Annotated in this window: 13 protein-coding genes and 1 pseudogene; 1 reads left to right on the forward strand and 13 read right to left on the reverse strand. The window is 63.8% G+C overall.

Going from position 1 to position 16,214, the window contains the following annotated elements; all coding sequences use genetic code 11:
• Positions 1-7: 7 nt before the first annotated feature.
• The 11 genes and pseudogenes from hflK to ndk all read right to left on the reverse strand — a co-directional run bounded on the left by hflK (position 8) and on the right by ndk (position 12,829).
• Positions 8-1,396 carry an FtsH protease activity modulator HflK gene (gene hflK / locus JYK05_RS07135; protein ID WP_206466502.1) on the reverse strand — a complete coding sequence of 463 codons (1,389 nt, stop codon included), beginning with the start codon at positions 1,394-1,396 and terminating at the stop codon, positions 8-10.
• 316 nt (positions 1,397-1,712) lie between these two features.
• Positions 1,713-2,793: pseudogene (hflX, locus tag JYK05_RS07140) on the reverse strand (GTPase HflX); the annotation flags it as partial.
• A 73-nt stretch (positions 2,794-2,866) separates the two neighbouring features.
• Positions 2,867-3,103: an RNA chaperone Hfq gene (gene hfq, locus JYK05_RS07145; protein WP_006999489.1), complete on the reverse strand. Its 237-nt coding sequence runs from the start codon at positions 3,101-3,103 to the stop codon at positions 2,867-2,869.
• A 149-nt stretch (positions 3,104-3,252) separates the two neighbouring features.
• Entirely contained in the window at positions 3,253-4,593 is a 1,341-nt protein-coding gene (gene der / locus JYK05_RS07150; RefSeq protein WP_206466504.1) for a ribosome biogenesis GTPase Der, read from the reverse strand.
• Between the two features lie 361 nt (positions 4,594-4,954).
• Positions 4,955-6,097 carry an outer membrane protein assembly factor BamB gene (gene bamB, locus JYK05_RS07155; RefSeq protein ID WP_175940661.1) on the reverse strand — a complete coding sequence of 381 codons (1,143 nt, stop codon included), beginning with the start codon at positions 6,095-6,097 and terminating at the stop codon, positions 4,955-4,957.
• Positions 6,098-6,234: 137 nt separating this feature from the next.
• Entirely contained in the window at positions 6,235-6,864 is a 630-nt protein-coding gene (locus tag JYK05_RS07160) for a tetratricopeptide repeat protein (RefSeq protein ID WP_175940438.1), read from the reverse strand.
• A 124-nt stretch (positions 6,865-6,988) separates the two neighbouring features.
• Positions 6,989-8,338 carry a histidine--tRNA ligase gene (gene hisS, locus JYK05_RS07165; protein WP_175940439.1) on the reverse strand — a complete coding sequence of 450 codons (1,350 nt, stop codon included), beginning with the start codon at positions 8,336-8,338 and terminating at the stop codon, positions 6,989-6,991.
• Positions 8,339-8,344: 6 nt separating this feature from the next.
• The gene (gene ispG, locus JYK05_RS07170) at positions 8,345-9,661 is read right to left on the reverse strand and encodes a flavodoxin-dependent (E)-4-hydroxy-3-methylbut-2-enyl-diphosphate synthase (protein ID WP_175940440.1); all 1,317 of its coding nucleotides are present in this window, start codon (positions 9,659-9,661) and stop codon (positions 8,345-8,347) included.
• 145 nt (positions 9,662-9,806) lie between these two features.
• On the reverse strand, positions 9,807-10,919 hold the full coding sequence (locus tag JYK05_RS07175; protein ID WP_206466505.1) for a helix-turn-helix domain-containing protein: 1,113 nt from the start codon (positions 10,917-10,919) through the stop codon (positions 9,807-9,809).
• 185 nt (positions 10,920-11,104) lie between these two features.
• Positions 11,105-12,247 carry a 23S rRNA (adenine(2503)-C(2))-methyltransferase RlmN gene (gene rlmN / locus JYK05_RS07180; RefSeq protein WP_175940442.1) on the reverse strand — a complete coding sequence of 381 codons (1,143 nt, stop codon included), beginning with the start codon at positions 12,245-12,247 and terminating at the stop codon, positions 11,105-11,107.
• Between the two features lie 156 nt (positions 12,248-12,403).
• The gene (gene ndk / locus JYK05_RS07185) at positions 12,404-12,829 is read right to left on the reverse strand and encodes a nucleoside-diphosphate kinase (protein WP_175940443.1); all 426 of its coding nucleotides are present in this window, start codon (positions 12,827-12,829) and stop codon (positions 12,404-12,406) included.
• A gap of 326 nt (positions 12,830-13,155) precedes the next feature.
• On the opposite strand from ndk, the gene JYK05_RS07190 reads away from it, so the two are divergent.
• Positions 13,156-13,854 carry a Bax inhibitor-1/YccA family protein gene (locus JYK05_RS07190; protein ID WP_206466506.1) on the forward strand — a complete coding sequence of 233 codons (699 nt, stop codon included), beginning with the start codon at positions 13,156-13,158 and terminating at the stop codon, positions 13,852-13,854.
• 85 nt (positions 13,855-13,939) lie between these two features.
• Here JYK05_RS07190 and rlmD read toward each other — a convergent pair whose 3' ends face one another.
• On the reverse strand, positions 13,940-15,358 hold the full coding sequence (rlmD, locus tag JYK05_RS07195; protein ID WP_206466507.1) for a 23S rRNA (uracil(1939)-C(5))-methyltransferase RlmD: 1,419 nt from the start codon (positions 15,356-15,358) through the stop codon (positions 13,940-13,942).
• 63 nt (positions 15,359-15,421) lie between these two features.
• Entirely contained in the window at positions 15,422-16,195 is a 774-nt protein-coding gene (locus tag JYK05_RS07200; protein WP_206466508.1) for a 3'-5' exonuclease, read from the reverse strand.
• Between the last annotated feature and the right edge of the window lie 19 nt (positions 16,196-16,214).

The following is a 16,214-nucleotide window of genomic DNA, read 5'->3' on the forward strand; positions in this document are numbered from 1 at the left end:
GCGCTCCTTACTGCAGATCGTCTTGACGGCTGCGCGAGCGGAACGCATCGCGCGAGCGCAGCGGGTCGCCTGCGCCGCTCGCGGCATTCGGCGCGCTCGCGCCTGCCGCGCCGCTGGCGGGGACCGCAGCGGCTGAAGCGGCGGCGGAGCCTTGCGGGCGCACTTCGGCGCTAGCCGCCGCGGGCGCGCTGGCCGACGCGGCGTCGGCCGGGTTCGCGGCTGCGTCTTTCGCCTGCTGACGATTCGCTTCGACGAGCTTGTCGAGCGGCAGATAGACCACGTTGTTGCCGGCCTTGCTGTCCACGAAGACCTTCGTGGTGCGGGAGTAGATCTGCTGCATCGTGTCCAGGTACATGCGTTGGCGAATGACGGCGGGCGCCTTCGAGTATTCGGCGTAGACCTGCTTGAAGCGCTCGGCGTCGCCTTGTGCCTGCGTGACTTGGCGATTGCTGTAGGCGGTCGCCTCGTCGATCATCTTCGCGGCATCGGCCTTCGCGCGCGGCAGCAGTTGATTCGCGTAGGCTTGGGCGGTGTCGCGGGCGCGCTCGTTGTCCTGCCGCACGCGCGACGCTTCTTCGAACGCCGCCTGCACCTGAGTCGGCACCTGCACGCTCTGCACCGTGACGCCCGTCACCTGCAAGCCGGTGCGGTACGCGTCGAGCGCGTGCTGGATGGTCTCGGCCAGACGCGCGCGCAGCGTGTCGCGGTCCTTGTAGAGCAGATCGTCCGTCGCCGACGCGCCCGCGATCTCGCGGATGGCGGATTGCGCGGCTTCGGTCACGCTCTGGTCGGGATCGAGATTGCGGAACAGGAAGTCGGTCGGCGACTTGATCTGATACTGCACCGCGAAGCGCACGTCGAGAATGTCGGCCTCGTTCGTGAGCAGCGATGCATCGCGCACGTTGCCCTGCGCGAGCGCGACGCCGCGCCCGATCTCGACCGAGCGGATCTGGGACGTATCGACGATATCGTGCGACTGGAACGGATACGGCAAGCGCCAGTGGATGCCCTGCGGCACCGTCTGCCGATACTGGCCGAACTGGGAGACCACGCCCACGTGCCCGTCCTGCACGACGAACACGCCGCTGCCGAGATAGATGGCGATCAGCACGCCGATGACGATGCCGACACCGATCTTCGTGCCGCGGCCGTTGTCGCGCGGCATGCCGCCGCCTGGCTTGCGGCCGAAGATGCCCGCGATCCGGCGGTTGAACTCGCGCCACATCTCATCGAGGTCGGGCGGCCCTTCTTCCTTGCCGTTGCCGCGCTTGCCGTCTTGCGGACGCTTCGCGTCGTTCTTTACACCATTGGCGTCGCCCCGCCCCCAGCGCGGATCGTTGATGGAAAAGACGGCGCTCATGCGCTGCCTGTTAGTCCGCTCGTTGTAATCGTTCACTCGGTGATTCACCATTAGACAGCCGGTTCGATGCCGCGTCGGTATTGCGGAGCAGTTCAGTGTCCGTGCTCGGGAACCTGGTGGCCGTCACGTTGTTCGGCTGGCCGGTGGTCTTCCGGCTGCGCGTTGGCGTCGTGTGTCTCGTTCGGCCCGGACTGCGCGGGTTGCCCGGATTGTGTGACGTCCGTGGCTTCCGGCGCATTCGATACTTCCGGCTCATCCGACACTTCCGGCGTTCCCGACATTTCCGACGTTTCCGCCGGCGCTTGTGTTTCGGCGAGCACGCTGGGCAGGCTTTCTTCGGGTTCGCCTTCGTCGGCCGCAGCGATTTCGGCGATGGCGGCGCGCAGTTCGTCGAGTCCCTGACCGGTGCGCGCGCTCAAAAAGACGCGCGAAATATTACCATACTCGTCCCTTTCAACCGCCTCGCCGCGGGCCGCGAGTTCCGGCACTGCGTCGATCTTGTTGAAGACGAGAATCTGGCGAATGGATTCGGCGCCGATGCTGCGCAATACCTCGTTCACCTGATCGATCTGATCCAGGCGCACGGGGCTCGATGCATCCACGACATGCAGCAGCAGATCCGCGTGAACGGTTTCCTCCAGCGTCGCGCGGAATGCGGCGACGAGCTGGTGCGGCAACTCGCGGATGAAACCGACCGTATCGGACACCACCACTTGCCCCGCTTCCTCGCCGAGAAATACGCGGCGCGAAGTGGTGTCGAGCGTGGCGAACAACTGGTTGGCCGCGTACGCCTGCGCCTTGGTGAGCGCATTGAAAAGCGTGGACTTGCCCGCGTTCGTATAACCGACGAGCGACACCGACAACGTGCGATTGCGCGTGCGCTGCCGGCGCTGCGTGCCGTGCTGGCGGCGCAGTTTGGCAAGACGCGTCTTGAGCGCCTTGATGCGTTCGCCGATCAGACGGCGGTCGGTTTCCAGCTGCGTTTCGCCGGGACCGCGCAAGCCGATGCCGCCCTTCTGTCGTTCGAGGTGAGTCCACGCGCGGATCAGCCGCGTCGACAGATATTGCAGTTGCGCGAGTTCGACCTGCAGCTTGCCTTCGTGGCTGCGGGCGCGCTGCGCGAAGATATCGAGGATGAGGCTCGTGCGATCCACCACGCGGCGGTTGAGCGCCATCTCGAGATTGCGCTGCTGCGCCGGAGCGAGGGCGTGATTAAAGATGACGAGTTCGACGTCGTTCGCTTCGCAGGAAAGGCGCAGTTCTTCGACCTTTCCGCTGCCGATGAACATTTTGGCGTCCGGACTGGACCTGCGTCCGGTGAGCGTAACGGCGGGATGGGCGCCCGCGCTTTCTGCGAGCAGACTGAGTTCTTCGAGACTGGCTTCGAAATCGATCTTGCCGAAGTCGATGCCGACGAGTGCGGCGTTAATCAAATTGATGTATTCGTTTTTGAAGCGACCGGCGAGTCGCATTTAGCTGCGATCTTGCCGCCGGCCGCGACGAGGTTTAGGACGATTCGGCGTCCGGATGGAAATTCACCGGACGGGCCGGCACGACCGTGGAAATGGCGTGCTTGTAGACCATCTGGGTGACCGTATTTCTGAGCAACACAACGTACTGGTCGAACGATTCGATGTTCCCTTGAAGCTTGATGCCGTTGACCAAATAGATCGACACCGGCACGTGCTCTTTACGCAGCGCGTTCAAAAACGGGTCTTGTAACAATTGCCCTTTGTTGCTCATAGCAAACTCCGTATTTTTTTGCAGGTTAGAAGTATTGTGGACGAAGAAAAAGAGATCCGCCGACAATCGCTACACTATAGCCGATTTTCGTTTCGGCAAGAGATCGGCCACCCGGCCAATCGGGCCGCAACGCTTGACTGAAGCGGCTCTCAGTCCTTGTCCGCATAAGGGTTCTTGCTCGAGCGGAACTCTATGCGCAATGGAGTGCCGGCCAGTCCAAAAGTTTCTCGAAAGCGCCCTTCCAGATACCGTTTATAGGTATCCGTGACCGCATCGAGCGCGTTGCCATGCACGACGATGATCGGCGGATTCTGACCGCCCTGGTGCGCATAGCGAAGCTTCGGCCGCACAGGCCCGCGGCGGCGCGGCTGCTGGAACTCGACGGCTTCGATCAGCGCGCGCGTGAGCTTCGGCGTCGGCAGCTTGGCCATCGCGGCGGCGTAGGCGTCGTCGACCGATTTCATCAGCGCGCCGATGCCGGTTTTCTCCAGCGCCGAGACGTAGTGAAATTTAGCAAAGTCCAAAAACTTGAGCTTGCGCGTGAGATCGGCCTTGGTGCGCTCGCGCACATGCGAATCCAGACCGTCCCACTTGTTCACGCCCACCACGAGCGCGCGTCCCTGTTCGACGACGAAGCCCGCGATATGCGCGTCCTGATCCGAGATGTCCTGCTGCGCGTCGAGCAGCAGGATCACGACGTTCGCATCCGAGATCGACTGCAGCGTCTTCACGACCGAGAACTTCTCGATCGCCTCGAACACCTTGCCGCGTCGACGCAGGCCGGCCGTGTCGATCAACGTGTATTTGCGGCCTTGTCGCTCAAAATCAACATAGATCGAATCGCGCGTGGTGCCCGGCATGTCGAATGCGATCACGCGCTCCTCGCCGATCAGCGTGTTCACGAGCGTCGACTTGCCGACGTTCGGTCTCCCGACGATAGCGATCTTCACGCCGTGCTGCGCCTTTTCTTCCTCGCTTTCTTCCGTGTGACCGGCATAAGCGATGTCGAGCGCATCGTTGATCATCTCGGTCACGCCGTCGCCGTGCGCGGCCGAGATCGCCCGCGGATCGCCGAGACCGAGCTCGTAGAAGTCGGACGCGACCGCCGTGTACTTCATGCCCTCGGCCTTGTTCACGACGAGAAAGAGCGGCCGGCCGGTCTTGCGCAAATAGTCCGCGATGGACTTGTCCTGTGGCGCGAGCCCGTTGCGTCCATCGACGATGAACACGACGACGTCCGCTTCTTCCACGGCCTGCCGCGTCTGCCGCGCCATTTCATGGAGGATGCCGTCTTTCGCCACCGGTTCGAAGCCGCCCGTATCCACGACGAGATACGGCCGTTCGCCGCCGACGCGACCTTCGCCGTAATGGCGGTCGCGCGTCAGGCCGGGCAGGTCGGCGACGAGCGCATCGCGCGAACGCGTCAGCCGGTTGAAGAGAGTCGATTTCCCCACATTGGGGCGCCCGACGAGGGCAATCACGGGTTTCATCAGATGTTGTTCACGGTTGAACGCAAGGCGAACGCGAAACGTGCGGTGCGAACGTCAGTCCCGCCTACGCTGCGCAATGGCTGCGCTTGTCGAAAATTAGCATGGATTCGGCTCGAGCCACGCGAGGGTGCGTGGCGATCGAGCGCCGGCGCCGTGCGCCGTTGTTCTGTCTGTCCGAGGGCTATTCTCGCGCCGCGTCACCGCGCGACGCGCTTTGTTCTGTCACGCCCTGCGTACTGAGTGTTGTTGCCGGGCGCGTACGGTGGACGCGCCCTCTTTCTTGCATGCCGCGCGGACGAACCCGCCAGCGCGGCTTTCCACGGCGCTTCGCCTCGGGCGAGCCGACGCGCCGTTTCGAGACTTACTGCGGACGGAAGCCGTAGAGATCGCCGTCATGCGTCTGCACGACGAGCGTATTGCCCGCCAGCACCGGCGCGGCGGTGATCGCGCTGCCGTCGGTCGGCATGCGGCCCACGAGTTCGCCGTTGTCCGTGCTCAGGAAATGCACGAAGCCCTTGTAGTCGCCGAGAACGACCGCGCGCCCGAGGATGAACGGCACGCTCACCTGGCGGTTCTTGAGCTTGTCGTTCTTCCAGACGGGCGAACCGTCGGCGGCACGGAACGCATTCACGACCGACCAGTCGTCGCCCGCTGCGACGATCTGCTCGTCTTGCGCAAGGCCGCTGTCGCTCGAGAAGTTCTTCTCCCACACCGCACGGCCCGAATTGGCGTCGAAGCAGCCGATCTTGCCTTGGAACGTGACCGCGCAGGTCTGCGCGCCGACGAGACCGGGCGCGCCCGTGACGTCGTTGATGCGCTCGACTTCGGTCACGCCCTTCGGGTACGACACCGGCGCTTGCCAGTAGGCATCGCCCGTTTGCAGGTTGATCGCGGCGAAGTTGCCGCCCGGGAAGCCCGCGAGCACCGCCTGACTGCCGGCGAACGTCATGCCGGCGGCCACGCGCAGATTCAACGGCACGGCGCGCAACTGGAAGATCCACTTCTGCTCGCCGGTTTGGGCGTTGAACGCGACCACCTTGCCGTCGATGGTGCGCACGATCACGAGGTCGTTGCCGACGAGCGGCGGCGAGATGATTTCGCCCGGCGCGGTCGCCGTCCACAACTGCTTGCCGTCGGGTCCGAGCACGTAGACCGCGCCCTTCAGGCCGCCGACCGCCGTCAGATTGCCGTCGCTGCCGACGCCTGCGGACAGATCGTCCTTCAGCTTCGTGCGCCAGACGTCCTGACCCGTCTTCGCGTCGATCTTCGCGACGGTGCCGTTCTCGCCCGCGGCGTAGACGGCGTCGCCCACCGCGACCGGCGAGAACAGATAGCGGCCGGCCTTGCCGACGCTGGCCTTCCACGCCTGGCTGACGTTCAGCACCGGCTTGAACTCGACGAGCGGCGTCGGCACGCGGCGCTCGTCCTTGGTCGACGAACAGGCGGCCAGAAGCACGGTCATCGCGCAGGCGAGCGGCACGGCGTAGCGTTTCAATTGGATCATCGGAGGACGCAACATGAATGTGAATTCGGTTGACCGGCGCGGCCGCGAATCGCTTGCGGGCGACACGCGGCGCGGCGGCTTGATTGGCGAAACGGCTTCAGCGCTAGCGGAGCGCCGAACGTCGGAAGCGATGCGGGTCAGCCGCCGAGCGCATCGAGCTTGAACTGGACCAGTTGCCGCGCGGACGTGTCGTTCGCCGGCAGCGCTGCGAGGGCCGTCTGGTACGCGGCGCGCGCATCGTCGCGCTTGCCTTGCGCAGCGAGCAGATCGCCCCGGCGGTCCGCGATCACGCCCTTAAACGCATCGAGCGGCGCGTCGGCGAGCAGCTTCAGGCCGGCGTCGTAATTTTTCTCGTCGGAGAGCACGAGCGCGAGGCGCAGCTTCGCGATTTGCTTGTACTCGTCGTCTTTCGCGTGATCGACGGCCCACTGCAACTGAGCCTTCGCGCCGGCCGTATCGCCTGCCATATACAAAGACTTCGCGGCCAGAAGCGCGCTCATCTCGGCGTAAGCGGTGCGGCCGAACTTGTCTTCCATGTCCGATGCGACCCGCGCGACGAGCTTCTGATCGCTCCCGTTGACCGCTTGCTGAAGCTGGTCGTACAGCACCGAAGCCTCGGCAGCCTGACGCCGCTGCCAGTAATTCCAGCCGTTGAAAGCGGCCGCAACGACGAGCGCCACGAGCACGATCCACGTCGTGGTGTTACCCCATTTGGCCCACCAGGCCTTGACACTTTCCAGCGATTCTTGTTCGTCGTGGTAACTCATCGTCCAGCTATTCCTTCCTGCGTTTCATGGCCCTTCGTTCGCCTGGCGCGATGGCGGAACGCGCTTACACGCGCTTGCACTCGATTCCGCCGGATGCGCACGGCTTCGCTTCGATTCCTATGCTTTAGGCATCCTCGTCCGCGGCGGTTGCAACCATCGCATTGATTAGGTATTCGGTCAAGTCTTCCGCCGGAACGTTCACCTGCTCGTTCTTTTGCGCATCGGACGTTTCGTCGCCCGAGCGGCGCAGCGGCTTCACGCCGATCATGCCCTGCGCGAGTTCGTCCTCGCCGAGCACCACCGCGAACGCCGCGCCGCTTGCGTCCGCCTTCTTCATCTGCGACTTGAAGCTGGAAGACGCGCCGTCCGGGCTGCAATGCAGAATGACGTCGAGCCCCGTGTCGCGCAGACGCTCCGCCACGATGAACGCCTGCTCTGCCGCCTGCTCGCCCTGATGCACGACGTAGACGTCCGTGCCCTCGGCTTCCGGCACCAGATTTTCTTCCTTCAGCAGTTCGAGAATGCGCTCGACGCCCATCGCCCAGCCGCATGCGGCGGTCGGCTTGCCGCCGAGCTGCTCGATGAGCGGATCGTACCGCCCGCCGCCCGCCACCGTGCCCTGCGCGCCGAGTTTGTCGGTGACCCACTCGAAGACGGTGAGGTTGTAGTAATCGAGGCCGCGCACGAGACGCGGGTTGATCGTGAACGGGATATTGTTGGCCTTCAGCAGCCGCTGCACGCCTTCGAAATGCTTGCGCGACTCATCGCCCAAGAAGTCGACGAGCTTCGGCGCGTTCTGCGCGATCTCCTGCATCGCCGGATTCTTCGTGTCGAGCACGCGCAGCGGGTTCGTGTAGAGACGGCGCTTCGCTTCCTCGTCGAGTACATCGACGTGCTGTTCCAGATACGCGATCAGCTTCTCGCGGTGCGCCGCGCGTTCGTGCGCCTGGCCGAGCGAATTGAGTTCGAGGCGGATGCCCGTCAGCCCGAGGTCGTCCCACAGGCGCTGACACATCATGATGATTTCCGCGTCCGTGTCCGGACCTGCGAAGCCGAGCGCCTCGACGCCGACCTGATGGAACTGGCGATACCGCCCGCGCTGCGGACGCTCGTGCCGGAACATCGGGCCGATGTACCACAGGCGCTTTGGGCCGTCGTACAGCAGGTTGTGCTCGATGGTCGCGCGCACCACGGCCGCCGTATTTTCCGGGCGCATGGTGAGATGCTCGCCGTTCAGCGCGTCGGTGAAGCTGTACATCTCCTTCTCGACGATATCGGTCACTTCGCCGATACCGCGCGTGAAAAGCTGCGTATGCTCAACGATCGGCGTGCGAATGTTCTGATAGCCGTATGCGCGCAGCATCGACTTCACGGTGGTTTCGAAGAAGTCCCACAACGCGGCATCCTGCGGGAGGATGTCGTTCATGCCCTTCACGCCCGTCAGCTTCGCGAGCCGTTTCTTCTGTTCAGTCATCTGTCTTTAGATTGATGCCGCGGACGTTTCGACGCGCTTGCCGTAAGTGCGCTCGACGTAGTCGCTAACGATTTGCTGGAATTCTTCGGCAATGCGCTCGCCGCGCAGCGTCTTCACCTTCACGCCGTCGACGAACACCGGCGCGGCCGGATTTTCGCCCGAACCCGGCAGGCTGATGCCGATGTTCGCGTGCTTCGACTCGCCCGGCCCGTTGACGATGCAGCCCATCACGGCGACGTGCATCTTTTCGACGCCGGGGTACTGGTCGCGCCAGACGGGCATCGAGTTGCGCAGGTAGGTCTGAATCTGCGACGCGAGTTCCTGGAACAGCGTGCTCGTCGTGCGCCCGCAGCCGGGACACGCAATGACCATCGGCGTGAACGAGCGCAGGCCCATGGTCTGCAGAATTTCTTGTCCGACGACCACTTCGCCGGTGCGCGCGCCGCCCGGCTCGGGTGTGAGCGAAATGCGGATAGTGTCGCCGATGCCCTCTTGCAGCAGCACCGACAGCGCCGCCGTGGACGCCACGATGCCCTTCGAGCCCATGCCCGCCTCGGTCAGGCCGAGATGCAGCGCGAAGCTGCAGCGCTTGGCCAGTTCGCGGTAGACCGCGATCAGATCCTGCACGCCGCTCACCTTGCACGACAGGATGATCTTGTCGCGTCCGAGCCCCAGTTCCACGGCGCGTTCCGCCGAGCCGATCGCCGACTGGATCAGCGCCTCGTACATCACGCTTTGCAACTCCCACGGCGTCGCGCGGGCGGCATTCTCGTCCATCATGCGCGCGAGCAGGTCCTGATCGAGACTGCCCCAGTTCACGCCGATGCGCACCGGCTTGTCGTACTGGATTGCCGCTTCGATCATCTGCGCGAATTGCGTGTCGCGCTTCGCGCCCTGTCCGACGTTGCCCGGGTTGATTCGATACTTCGACAACGCCTCGGCGCACGCGGGATGATCGCGCAGCAGCAAGTGGCCGTTGTAGTGGAAGTCGCCGACGAGCGGCACGGTCACGCCCATGCGGTCGAGTTGCTCGCGGATATGCGGCACGGCCGCCGCCGCTTCCGGCGTATTCACCGTGATGCGCACGAGTTCCGATCCGGCTTGCGCGAGTTCCTTGATCTGGATCGCCGTGCCGATGGCGTCGGCCGTATCGGTGTTGGTCATCGACTGGACGCGCACGGGCGCATCCCCGCCGATGGTCACGAGCTGGCCGCCCCAGCGCACGTCCACCGCATGCGACGACCGCCGCGGCAACGGACCGCCGAAGACCGGCTCCGTCGAACAGATTTTGCTGCTAATCAGGGATTGAGCTTCGGATTGCATCGAAAAACCCTTTGGCAACCGGGGCGCTGACAGGCAGCCGGAGTTGCTTGAATGGAACCTCGAACGGGCGTCACGGGAAAGACCGTGGCGCCCCTGACTTGTCCGCGCGCGTCGCGCGGAGCCTCAAGCCGCCCGCGTGATGTCCTTACGGCAGCGAGAAGCGCGCGACGTTTCCGCGGGCGGAAGAATACTTCTTGGCGTCGACGGGCTCGTCGTCCACCGACAGCGACTCGACGCCCCTCGCGTTTCCGACCGTCACCTTGAACGGCGCTTCGCCTTGAACGCGCTGCGTGCTTCCCGCGCGCACCAGTCCGGAGAAGACTTCCTTGCCGTCCTTGCCGCGCACGCTGAACCAGCTATCTTCCTTCACTTTCAATTCGACGGCGTTCGTGCCCTTGCCCGTCGTTGCCACGGTCGCGGCCGAAGCCGGTGCCGTCGCGACGGCCGCCGATGCGGCCTTCGGCGCCGGCGCGGCCACTGCGGGCGCGCTCGCGCTCTGCACGGCCGTAATGGTGGACGACGACGCCGGCAACGCGTTCGTGCCGAGCGGACGCGGCATCGGCTGCTCGCCGGGCGCGGCCGCCACTTCGGGCAGCGATGCTTCGCCGGTGTTCGCGGCGGCGGCTTCGTCGGGCGTCGCGACTTGCGACGCGGCCGGCTTGTCGCCGGACGTCGACGCGAGCCCCGCGCCGGTGGTCGACTTGAGCCGCGCGAGCCACGCCGACGAATCGCCGCCGGTATGCCACATCACCAGCGCCGCGAGCACCGCGACGATCGCCGCGACGCCCCACAGCCACGAACGCTTGCGGCCCGACGAATTGCCGAGCGGCACCGAGACGCGGCCGCGCGGCAAGCCAGCGCCCGACGACGCCGGCACCTTCAGATTGTGCTCGACGGGCACGCCGTCACGCCGGAACGCCTGCGTGAACGGCGCCGGATCGGCGCCGAGCACTTTCGCGTAGCTGCGCACGATGCCCGCCGCGAACGTCCGGTCGGGCAACTGGCTGATGTCGCCTTCTTCGAGTGCGGCGAGCTTCTGCGGCGACACCTTGAGCCGGGCGGAAACGTCGTCGATCGACCATCCCTTGGCGTGCCGGAGTTGCACGAGACGTGCGCCGACTGCCTGCAACGAGTCCAGCGTCTCCGGCTGGCCCTCGCGCGATGCCGCCCCTCCGACCCGCGTCCGGGCATCATGCTGATCGCCGGACATTTCATCGGTATGACTGCCGAAAGGCGTCGGGTGTTGCGGCTCACTCATCCCAAATTCCTCGCATCGATTCTTTTATATTGCGCTGCTGCGCCGTCAGGTTCAAAAGCACTGAACGATACAACTCCGGCGCCGTTGCAGACCGCTTTATAACAAAATGTTCGCCTTCGCGCGGCGCTTGCCTCATGGTCGTTGCCGTCTTGCCATGTCGGAGCGTGGGCGCAGCCGCGAATCCGTCAGACCGCGCGCACCTCGATCACCTTGCTTCCCGCGCGGTTCGTGCGCTCGGCGAGCCGCGTGCGATCCTGCACCGCGCCCGCGAGCTGACCGCATGCCGCGTCGATGTCGTCGCCACGCGTCTTGCGCACCGTCGTGACGACGCCCGCGTCGATCAGCACCTGCGCGAACCGTTTGATCTGCTCGTTCTTCGAGCGCGTGAGGCCGGATTCCGGGAACGGATTGAACGGAATGAGGTTGAACTTGCACGGCACGTCGCGCGTCACCGCGAGCAATTCGCGGGCGTGAGCCTCGCTGTCGTTCACGCCGTCCAGCATGCAGTATTCGAACGTGATGAAGTCGCGCGGCGCGACCTTCAGATACCGCTGGCACGCCGCCATCAGTTCGCGCAACGGATACTTCTTGTTGAGCGGCACGAGCATGTCGCGCAGCGGATCGTTCGGCGCGTGCAGCGACACCGCGAGGGCCACGGGAAGATCGGCCGCGAGCCGGTCCATCATCGGCACGACGCCGGACGTGGACAGCGTGACGCGGCGGCGCGACAGGCCGTAGGCGTTGTCGTCGAGCATCAGGCGCATGGCCGGCACGACGGCGTCGTAGTTCAGCATCGGCTCGCCCATGCCCATCATCACGACGTTGGTGACGACGCGCTCGCCCTTGCCCGGCCCGCCGACGTCGCGCCCGAGCGACTTGCGCAGCGCGAACTCCGCCATGCGCAGCTGGCCGATGATCTCGCCGGTCGTCAGATTCCGGGAGAAGCCTTGCTTGCCGGTGGAGCAGAACCGGCAGTTGACCGCGCATCCCGCCTGCGACGACACGCAAAGCGTGCCGCGCGTCTCTTCGGGGATGAACACGGTTTCGACCGCGTTGCCGTTGCCGACGTCGATCAGCCACTTGCGCGTGCCGTCGGTGGAAACGTGGTCGCGAATGATGTCGGGCATCGCCAGCGTGGCGCGGCCCTTGAGTTTTTCGCGCAAAGATTTCGCGAGATCCGTCATGCCGTCGAAGTCGTCGGCGCCAAACTGATGGATCCAGCGTTGCAATTGCTTGGCGCGAAACGGCTTTTCGCCGAGGCTGCCGCAGTAAGCGACCAGCCCGGCGGCGTCGAGATCGAGAAGATTGACGGTGCTGCTGCTCGTCATGTCGAGTTCTGCCATTTCCAGATTGCGAAGCCCGGGCGCTTGCCCGGGACCGTTCGCGCCAAATTCCTGCTTATTCACAACTATTTTTTTGCAGCTATTCTTGTGCTGAGGCGCGTTTGACCGCGCCTTAACCAGACGCGGCGACCAGCACACGAATTAACGCGAGTAGACGTTCACTTCCGGGAAGAAGAACGCGATTTCCTGGCGTGCCGTTTCCGGAGCGTCGGAGCCGTGCACGGCGTTCGCGTCGATGCTGTCGGCAAAGTCGGCGCGGATCGTGCCCTTGTCAGCCTTCTTCGGGTCGGTGGCGCCCATCAGGTCGCGGTTCTTGGCGATTGCGTTCTCGCCTTCCAGCACCTGGATCATGACCGGACCCGACACCATGAATTCCACGAGGTCCTTGAAGAACGGACGCGCGGCGTGCACCGCGTAGAACTTCTCTGCGTCGGCGCGCGACAGGTGAACCATGCGGGACGCGATGATCTTCAGACCAGCGTTCTCGAAACGGCTGTAGATCTGGCCGATAACGTTCTTTGCCACTGCGTCCGGCTTGATAATCGACAGGGTGCGCTCGATCGCCATGAAAAACTCCAAAAAATGAACGGTTTACGGATTAAAACGAATCGACAATTGTAGCACGAAGCAAGGTATGATTGCGATTGAAACCTTACGGAGCCGTAAGGATCAAAGCATGCGTGGGCTGGGTGCATGCAGGCTGTGAAATAGAGCGGGCAAGCATTGAATTCTGCGCGCGCCGCAGCCATATTGGAGCAAAACGCGGTATCTCAATGGACCAGCCGTGCACCGTTGCGATACTAATACTGGCTTAAGACAGCGACGTTAGGATCCCGTGTAATCAGAACGTAGCGGTAAAACTGAACGACGGACAATTGGAGCAAGGAGAAACCATGAACGAATCACCCTACGGCTTCGGCCGCACTGGCGCCGTCACCTCGGTCGAGGTGCGCAACAAGGTGCTGCGCAATACTTACTGGCTGCTGGCGCTTTCGATGGTGCCGACGGTTCTCGGCGCGTACATCGGCGTCGCGACAGGCTTTTCGCTGTTCGCGGCCACGAGCCCGGCAATGAGCTTCATCGCGTTCTTGGCCATCGCGTTCGGCTTCATGTTCGCGATCGAAAAGACGAAGAACAGCGGCATGGGCGTCGTCGTCCTGCTCGGCTTCACGTTCTTCATGGGACTGATGCTCTCGCGCCTCTTGAGCTTCATTCTCGGCTTCTCGAACGGGCCGCAGCTCATCATGATGGCCTTCGGCGGCACGGGCGTGATTTTCGCGGCCATGGCCACCATCGCGACCGTCAGCAAGCGTGATTTCTCGGGGCTGGGCAAGTTCCTGTTCATGGGCGTGATCGTCATTCTGCTCGCCGCATTCGCAAACATCTTCTTGCAACTGCCGGCGCTGATGATGACGATCTCCGTGCTCGCCATCGTGATTTTCTCGGCATACATGCTGTTCGACGTGCAGCGCGTCGTGAACGGCGGCGAGACGAATTACATCAGCGCGACGCTCGCCATCTACCTCGACCTGTACAACGTGTTCACGAACCTGCTGGCGCTGCTCGGCATCTTCGGCGGCAATCGCAACTAATCGCGAAACGCTTCGCTGAGACGAAGAAACCGGCCTTCGGGCCGGTTTTTCTTTGCCTGCTGAAAACGCGCGAGGAGCAGTCGAATCAGTCCCGCTCGAACAGGGCGATCGATTCGACGTGCGATGTATGCGGGAACATGTTCACGACGCCCGCGCCCTTCATCCGGTAGCCGGCCTCGTGCACGAGCAGGCCGGCATCGCGCGCAAGCGTCGCCGGATTGCAGGACACATAGACGATGCGCTTCGGCAGGATCGCGTCGTCGCCGCTCTGCGCGATGTCCGCGAGCGCCTTCGACACCGCGAGCGCGCCTTCGCGCGGCGGATCGATCAGGAACTTGTCGAAGCGGCCGAGCGCGCGCATGTCGTCGGCGGTGACTTCGAACAAATTCCGGCACGCGAAGGACGTGTGTCCTTCGACGCCGTTCGCCTTCGCATTCTCGAGCGCGCGAGCCGTCAGCGCCTCGCTACCCTCGATGCCCACCACTTCGCGCGACACTCGGGCGAGCGGCAGCGTGAAATTGCCGATGCCGCAGAACAGATCGAGCACGCGATCGGTGCGTTCCGCCGCGAGCAGGCTCAACGCGCGGGACACGAGCACACGGTTGATCTGATGATTGACCTGCGTGAAGTCGGTCGGCTTGAACGGCATGCGGATGTTGAATTCCGGCAGCGTGTACGCCAGTTCGCGGTCGAGCGGATAAAACGGATAAACGGTGTCCGGACCCTTCGGCTGCAGCCAGAACTGTACGTTGTGCTCGTCGGCGAACGCCCGCAGCAGCGCTTCGTCGGCTTCGGTCAGCGGTTCCAAAATGCGCAGAACGAGCGCCGTCACGTCCGAGCCCACCGCCAGTTCAATTTGCGGCATGCGATCGCGGATCGACAGCCCCGCCACGAGATGACGCAGCGGCACGAGCATCGCGGAAACGTGCGGCGGCAGCACTTCGCAGCTTGTCATGTCTGCGACGTAGCTGCTTTTGCGCTCGTGAAAGCCGACCAGCACGCCGCCCTTCTTTTCGACATGGCGCACGGTCAGCCGCGCCCGGTAGCGGTATCCCCACGACGGACCGTGAATCGGCCGGAACATGGTTTCCGCGCGCAGCTTCGCCAGATGCTGAAGATTGTCTTCCAGCACGCGCTGCTTGACCGCGATCTGCGCTCGCACATCGAGATGCTGCATCGAGCAGCCGCCGCACGTGCCGAAGAACTGGCACTTCGGCTTCGTGCGGATCACCGCTTCGCGCAGCACCTTGACGACCTGCGCCTGCTCGAAGCTCGGCTTCTTGCGATAGCTCGAATAGCTCACGCGTTCGCCCGGCAACGCGCCTTCCACGAAGATGACTTTGCCCGGCTCGCCGTCCTCGTTCACCGTGCGGCCGACGCCGCGCGCGTCCATATCGAGCGCGTCGATTTCGATTTCAGGCGCGACGAACGACGGATCGGGCGTGACGGATTTCGCGGGCGCCGCGCGGCGGCGATGCGGATTTTTTCGAGCGGCTTCAGACACCTGCGTACTTCCTGACTGACGTGATAGCAAAGGCGAGATTGTAGACGAAGCGTCAAGAACTCATCAGCCGAACGCGGCGAGATACTCGGCCCAGTGCGGCGACGTTTCCTGCGCGAGCGCGTTCTTCACGAAGTTGACCTCGTCGCTGTATTCGTCGGCCGAGAAGCCGCCGCGCATCAACTGGAACCGGCAATACATCAGGTACGTATTGACGACATCCGTCTCGCAATAGTTGCGGATCTCGTCGAGCTGGCCGTCGCAGAAGGCATCCCACACCTTGCCGCCGTCCATCCCGAGCTTGCCGGGAAAGCCGCAGAGCTTCGCGAGCGCGTCGAGCGGCGCGTTGGCGCGCGCCTGATACATCGCGAGGACGTCCATCAGGTCGATATGCCGCATGTGATAGCGGCTGATGTAGTTATTGAATTTGAACTCGCGGTCGTCCTGGCCGAGGTCCCAATAGCGCGGCGCGGCGATGCCGTGCACGAGCGCGCGGTAATGCAGCACCGGCAGATCGAATCCGCCGCCGTTCCATGAAACAAGTTGCGGCGTGTATTTCTCGATCACGCGATAAAACGACTGAATCAGCGCCGCTTCGCCGTCGCCGGGCGCGCCGAGCGAGCGCACGCGAAAGCCGTTGTTGTCGCGAAACACGCATGAGATAGCCGCGACGCGTTGCAAATGGTGCGGCAGAAAATCGTTGCCGACGCGCTCGCGGCGCATCTGGAACGCATAGTCGGCGACTTCGCGATCCGAAATATCGGCGGGCAAATCTTCGAGACGGCGAATGCCGTCGACATCGGGGATCGTCTCGATGTCGAATACGAGAATCGGTGTCATTGAATCCTGGGAATGCGGC

This window comes from Caballeronia sp. M1242 (assembly GCF_017220215.1).
Classification (GTDB): domain Bacteria; phylum Pseudomonadota; class Gammaproteobacteria; order Burkholderiales; family Burkholderiaceae; genus Caballeronia.